Here is a 5,375-nt window from a genome sequence, read left to right on the forward strand (position 1 = left end):
ATAAATATCAACAATCAAATTATACTGAATGCTGAATAAAAAATCTATCTCGAGCAGCTATTTTCAGCGCTAACTGCGTTGAATTTACTTGCAATAGGCCAGCTATTGACGCGTAAATTCGCCTTGTTTTCACTGAAAATCTCTGGCTAGAGAAAATAAATTTAAATATCACCATGATTCAATACGTTAGTAAATCTCTTAACCAGAGTTCAGGTTAAGTATCATTGCGGATTGGTAGAATAAACGCTTTTTTATTATTGTTTTAAGTAATACATAATACTCTCCCCTAAACGGTGCTGTATTAAAAACATTATTTATTCAGCATAAATAGTGTGATGCTTCAAAACCACAAATTTAAATTTATGCTTTAGAAGGTCTGGGATTAATTATCCGATCAATCTCTAAGCTTACAATGTAAATCATTGGATAAAAACTCATTACCCCTGCTACTCTTCTTGTATGCCCTAGGCCGTGCTTTCACTTAAAAACAATAACCAAGTAAGACTGCGATACCGCTCACTACTGTAATAGCACTACAGCAGTATCAAACTAGCAAGATCTATACTCTATTCACTAACGTCTCTGAGCTTATTAAGTACTTAGAAATAACTGACGGTCGCGGTTCCATTCTTTAGGTATAGAGGTGGGTACATTTAAAAACAGAGCTTGTTTGCGGCATTTAGTACATTTTTCTAAATGAAACTCTGGTTAATTAATGATTGTATAAGTTTGCATTTTTAATACTTTCAAAATCATTAAAACGCACGTTGTGTTGTTTCATTACTTTAAGCGCTTTGTTACTTAGCATTTGTCGTAGATAAAACGGCTGATTTGGCACAAAATGATGAATAGTATGCGTGTGGCCAAAGTTAAAACAAAATAAATGAAACGGCATAAATAAACGGCTCGTTAGTACATGTGTTTGCTCTAGCATATTATTAACGCCGCCATAGTAATGCATACTTGAAGTAACAAAGTTAAGTGAACTAGAACGAATGATATTAGGCACAATAAGCACGACCATTAAAAATTCAAACACGTTTATAGTACTTAATAACCAACTAGCTGAATTTATTGAAAGTGGCATAAATAAATTAACAATATGGAACACTATTACACTATATAAAATAATAAAGTACGCTGTCGCTATTGGGAATCCTGCATTAAAAATACGCATAAAACTAAAGCCATCAATTTCTTTTTTAAAGCGTTTTTGAAAAATAACCAACCCTAGCAATCCATCAGTAATAACTAAAGCACGTAAAAACGGGTTTTTAATGCCATTGCCAACTAAGCGTTCTTCTAAATCTTGCTGCGTGCCTGATGTTTTATGATGGTGTAAATGCATTTTACGTCTGTACCAAGGACTAATAGTATTTGGCCGCATTAACCATACTGTTAGCATCATAAAATTATGCATGAGTGGTTGATTAGTAAAGTATTGTTTATGTATGAGGTCGTGTTCAAGCTCATGAGAGATGGACGCTGCAATTGCAGCAAGTATGATGCACACCCAAGCCGGTATGATGGTTAGATAATATAAAACGCCAACACCTATTAATGCACTCAGTGACAAGAGTAAAATAATTAGCCCTAACGTATTTTGATGAGCTAGTAATGGATGCTTTTGACGAAGCAGTGCTTCTTCCGTTTTAATAGCTTTAACAATTGCTTGAATATTTTGTTTAGCGCTTAACGTGTTCATAAGTAGCAGTCAGTATTTAATTTGTAACGATAATAACCGAAGCGGTGCTCATAGCCAAAATATACCTAAAAACACCTGCAAATTTATAATGCGAAGACATTTTTTGTCTTTAAACCCTCAGTTAAAATTAACATGCTGAATATTTAAAACGAAAAATATTGTAATAATTTACGCATATCATTTGCCTGATCAGCCATTTGTTTTGCTGCAGCCATTGTCTCCTCCGTAATAGCAGAGCTTTCTTGAATTAAAGCGGTTAAACGCTGTACAACAATATCTACCTCCTTAATAGCCTGTTGCTGAGTACTCGTAGAGTCATTAATTGACATAATCATATAATTTACAGCTTCCACTGCACTAACTATTTGTTTTAATTTTTCGCCCGATGTATTAGCTAAAGTTGTTCCTTGATTTATTTTTTGATTGCTGTCTCCAATTATCCTTTTAATTTGTTTAGCGGATTCTGCACTGCGTCCAGCAAGCTGCCTTACTTCATTTGCGACCACAGCGAAACCGCGACCATGCTCACCTGCACGCGCAGCTTCTACTGCAGCGTTAAGGGCTAATAAATTTGTTTGAAAGGCAATTTCATCAATAACTGAAACAATCTCATTAATGTCTTTACTTGAGTTGTTTACTTCAACAATCGCGCTTACGGTTTGTATTGACAGCTCACCACCTTCAGCCGCCGAAGTTTGTGCTTTACCTGCTAATTTAACTGCTTCAGAGGACTGGCTCGCAATTTGTATAATCTCATCGAGCATGTTCTTACTATTAGCACTGGCTTGCTCTAAGTTTGCAGCTTGCTCTTCCGTTCGTTGGCTGATTTCAACGTTGCTTGAAGCTATTTCAGATGCACTTTGCGAAACTTGATTTGCACTATTTTGAATGCTCATAATAACACTGGTTAATTTTTCTATAGTCTGATTAACGTCTTCTTTTAAAATAGCAAAAACGCCTTTATAATCAGATTGAACTTGCTTATCTAAATTTCCTTGCGCTAACGCACTTAGTACTCCCGTCACTTCGCTGATTGCATCACCAGTAATGGTTAAAGAGCTGTTTACATCACGTTGTAATTGGGCCAATTGCCCTTGCATTGGCGTTTCTAATTGCTGACTAAAGTCACCATTACGCATAGCAGCCATTACCCGTGCAAGCTCTGAAATAATAACACTCAGATTATTTATTGAACTGTTAATATCATATTTTAATGAATCTAATTGACCGTTCATTATAGTATCAATATTTTTATCAAAGCATCCTTGGCTGATCGCTAGCATTGCATTTGATATATCACCCACTGCACTATCTAAACTCATAATAGAATCATTAATATTTTGTTTTAACGTAAATAACTGACCATTTGCACTACAATCAACCTGCTTTTTAAAATCACCTTGGCTTACTGCCGCCATTACATTACTAATGTCTTTTATTATCAGAGCTAAATTATCAACGCTAGCATTGATATCATTTTTAAGAAGCCCTAATTGTCCTTGCATAGGCTGCTCAATACGCTTAGAAAAATCACCGTCATGTAACGAGCTCATTATCTCGCTTATACTGGTAATTGCTCCTGACAAACCTTGTACCGAATTATTCACACTTTCTTTCAATTGTCCCAGTGTTCCTTTTGCGGCTACGGTTACTTGCTGTTTAAAATCACCTTCTTCTATATGCCCCATTACTTCAACTATCTCACCAATGGTGCCATTTAATGATTGTAATGAGCCATTTATGTTCGATTTAAGGGTCGCCAGTTCCCCCTGCATCGGCGTTGCTATTTGACTACTAAAGTTACCTTGGCTCATATCATCAATAACATGGTTTAGTTCTGTCATCGCTTGTTCTAATGAACTTGCGCAGTTATTAGTAGCTTGCTTTAATGATTCGAGTTCACCTTTACATACCACTGTTATCCTATGATTAAACTCTCCTGCAGCCATTTTGTTCATTACAGTATTCGTTTGCGAAATAGAGCTTTGTAACGCCTCTAACAAACTATTAAAAGCGCTTGCTGTTGAGCCTATTTCATCTTTGGAAAGCACTGGGGAGCGTACTGAAAAGTCACCTTGCTGCTCAACATGGCGCATAGTATCAACTAGTAATTGCACTGGTTGAATTAAAGTCCGAGAAAACAGAACCGCAATAGTCAAAATTGCAGCAATACAAAGTATCAGCGTAATAACGAGTAACATTGTTAAGTGAGATACGGCACCAAAAGCTTCTTGCTTATCTATTTCAGCAAGTAAGGACCATTGAACCCCTAAGATAGAAATAGGTTTATAAGACGATAATACCAACGATCCATTGTAATCTGTGATCACCTGTTGCCCAGCTTTACCCTGTAAGGCCTCTTTTGTTGCAATTGTTTTTACAGCACCGGCTGCAGGATAACGAAATGAATTAATAACAGAACGATTTTTAGAGTCAAGATAAGAGTCAGAGCGCATTAAAAAATCAGGCCCAACTAAATAAGTCTCACCGCTTACACCTAAACCAGCACGTTCAGTCATAATTTCATTTAGAGCATCGATAGATAATTGAAAAATCAAGGTGCTTGTATGAATTCCTTGGGTGTAAATAGGTGTAGCAATAAAGCTCGCGGGTGCATCATAGGAAGGAAGATATTGCTGGTAATCCGAAAAAACAACTTCAGTTTCAGCAATATCTTTAGCTTGGTTAAATACTTTAGCTAAATTACTCTTAGAAAAAGGGCCGTTAGTTAAAGATGTAGCAAAATCAGCTTCTTTATAAACCGAATAAACCACATCACCTGACTTATTATCTACAATAAATACATCGTAAAAATTGAACTTTTCTGCAAAATTATATAAAAAATGATGAAACTTAAGATGCACTAAATTATAGCTATTAGTCATTGAAGATTGATTTAAGCTCGCTTTTTCACCAAGAGGATGAGGGTTATCGGCTATATATTGATACTGCCAAAAGAGCGCTTTTTGTGAAAGTTGTGGAAATATCGTCGTAGGTGGTTTTTTTTGCTCGTTCTCAATAATGTACTTCGGATTAAAGCTATTCAAATAAAAATCAGCAAGGTGCTGTTTTTCAGATTCATTTAGGGCAAATGAAAATTCTGACTCCTTAAATGTTTCAATAAATTTATTTGCTGCTGCCAAAACCTCAGGGCTTTGAGATAAAAACAGTAACTGGGACTCTATATCATCAAAATAGCGCTCAATAGCACTTTTTTTTATTTCACTTACAGCCTCTAGCTGAGCATAAGTTTGCTTATTTAACGCAGTTGATGAACTAAAAAGAGCAAGGCCAATAACAAGCATTAAGGGAATTAACCCAACAAATAAAAAAGAAAAAATAAGCTTTTTAGTTAACCCAACATTACGAAACGTACCCAAAATTGAACCGCTAGACAATGTCATAAAATATCCTTATAAAAGATAACTTAGCCTAGTGTAGGACATAATATTTTAAAGCGTGAGCAAACATAGATAAATTTTTGAAATGTTAATATCAATATTGCTTAAATATAGGGTTAGCTTAATGATGGGAGAATAACATTACAGGGTGATTAAATTGTTCAAATGCTTATAGCGATTAGTATTATACCAATTCCATTAATTTTGTGATCTAATAAGTTTCTATTTATAGGTGGTGAAATATTACAAAATACTTATTGTTACTGATT

The 5,375-nt window shown here is 35.3% G+C and carries 2 protein-coding genes; both read right to left on the reverse strand.

The window, feature by feature from the left end; all coding sequences use genetic code 11:
* Window positions 1-712: 712 nt before the first annotated feature.
* Window positions 713-1,705, reverse strand: a complete 993-nt coding sequence (locus CWB66_RS17110) for a fatty acid desaturase (RefSeq protein ID WP_138586306.1) — start codon at window positions 1,703-1,705, stop codon at window positions 713-715.
* A gap of 143 nt (window positions 1,706-1,848) precedes the next feature.
* Window positions 1,849-5,109 (reverse strand): methyl-accepting chemotaxis protein, encoded by a 3,261-nt coding sequence (locus CWB66_RS17115; protein ID WP_138586307.1) that lies wholly within the window; start codon window positions 5,107-5,109, stop codon window positions 1,849-1,851.
* Window positions 5,110-5,375: the final 266 nt, after the last annotated feature.

This window comes from Pseudoalteromonas sp. S558, from assembly GCF_005886635.1.
GTDB lineage: Bacteria > Pseudomonadota > Gammaproteobacteria > Enterobacterales > Alteromonadaceae > Pseudoalteromonas > Pseudoalteromonas aliena.

Excerpts from the sequence above, each read along its gene's own strand:
- CWB66_RS17110 (WP_138586306.1), bottom strand. The coding sequence starts at position 1,705 with ATGAACACGTTAAGCGCTAAACAAAATATTCAAGCAATTGTTAAAGCT.
- CWB66_RS17115 (WP_138586307.1), bottom strand. The coding sequence starts at position 5,109 with ATGACATTGTCTAGCGGTTCAATTTTGGGTACGTTTCGTAATGTTGGG.